The organism is Kitasatospora sp. NPDC054939 (assembly GCF_053610105.1).
The window spans coordinates 1-1,658 of sequence record NZ_JBSGXP010000308.1 but is presented as its reverse complement, the minus strand read 5'-3'; the positions used below and the strand labels follow the sequence as shown (position 1 = coordinate 1,658).

1 protein-coding gene is annotated in these 1,658 nt (G+C 72.4%); it reads left to right on the top strand.

What is annotated here, in order from left to right; genetic code table 11:
* A partial coding sequence (locus ACWGB8_RS38510) for a type I polyketide synthase (protein WP_452218306.1) occupies positions 1–1,658 on the top strand: 1,658 nt, incomplete at both ends.

Sequence of the window (1,658 nt, the reverse complement as noted above, 5' to 3'; positions counted from 1 at the left end):
GGCGACTCGATCGAGGTGCAGGCGCTGTCCCGGGCGTTCGGCGGCACCGGTTCCTGCACCATCGGCTCGCTCAAGGGCAACATCGGCCACCTCGACGCCGCCTCCGGCATCGCCGGCCTGATCAAGGCCACCCTCGCCCTCGGCAACGAGCTGCTGCCCCCATCGCTGAACTACCGACAGGCCAACCCGGACATCGACTTCACACGCAGCCCGTTCCGCGTCCAGGCCGAGGCGGGCGCCTGGCCGCGCACCGACGGCCGGGTCCGCCGCGCCGGCGTCAGCGCCTTCGGCTTCGGCGGCACCAACGCCCACCTGGTCCTGGAGGAGGCCCCACTCGCCCCGCAGTCTCCGGCGAGCCCGCGCCCGACCGAAACGCTGGTCCTCGCGGCCCGCACACCGGCCGCACTGGAGCAGGCCACCGACCGGCTGGCGGCCCACCTGCGCCGCGAGCGGCCCAACCTCGCCGACGCGGCCCACACCCTCGCCACCGGCCGCCGCGCCTTCCCGCACCGCCGCACCGTCACCGGCGCCGACGTCGACACCGTCGCCGCAGCCCTCGAGACCCGCGACCCGGCCCACGTCACCACCGGCCACGCAACCCGCGAGAACGCGCCACTGGTCTTCCTGCTCACCGGCCAGGGCTCCCAGCACACCGGCATGGCCCACGACCTCTACAAGCAGGAACCCGCCTACCGCACCGCCCTCGACGAGTGCGCCGAACTGCTCACCCCCCACCTCGGCGACGACATCCGTACCGTCCTCTACACCCGGGACGACCGGCTCGACCAGACACAGTGGGCCCAGCCCGCACTCTTCGTCACCGAGTACGCCCTCGCCAGGCTCTGGCAATCCTGGGGCATCACCCCCACCGCCATGCTCGGCCACAGCCTCGGCGAATGGACCGCCGCCTGCCTGGCCGGCGTCTTCGCCCTCCCCGACGCCCTCCACCTGGTCACGCTCCGCGGCCGCCTCATGCAAGCCCAGGCCCCCGGCGCCATGCTCAACGTGATGGCCGACCGCCAGACCGTCGAAGCCGCCCTGACCGACGGCCTCTCCCTGGCCGCCCACAACGGCCCCCGCGACTGCGTCATCTCCGGCCCCCACCAGGCCATCCAGAACTTCACCACCCTCGCCGAGGAACACGGCTGGCCCACCCAACCCGTGGCCACCTCCCACGCCTTCCACTCCGCCCTGATGGAACCGATGGTCCAGGAGTTCACCGCCGCCGTCACCGCCGTCCCCCGCCAGGCACCACACACCCCCTTCATCTCCAACACCACCGGCACCTGGATCACCGACGACCAGGCCACCGACCCCGACTACTGGGGCCGACACATCCTCGCCACCGTCGAGTACGCCACCGGCATCCGCACCGCCACCGGCGAACCGGGCACCACCCTCCTCGAACTCGGCCCCGGCCAGACCCTCAGCAGCCTCGCCCGCCGCATCCTCACCACCACCAACACCCAAGCCACCACCCTCTCCTCCCTCCCCCACAAGCGCGACCGCCGCACCCCCGCCGAAACCATCCAACGCACCCTCGCCACCCTCTGGCTCACCGGCACCACCCCCAACTGGACCAACTACTACGCCCTCCAGCAGCGCCGCCGCATCCCCCTGCCCACCTACCCCTTCCAACACAAGCGCTACTGGCTGGA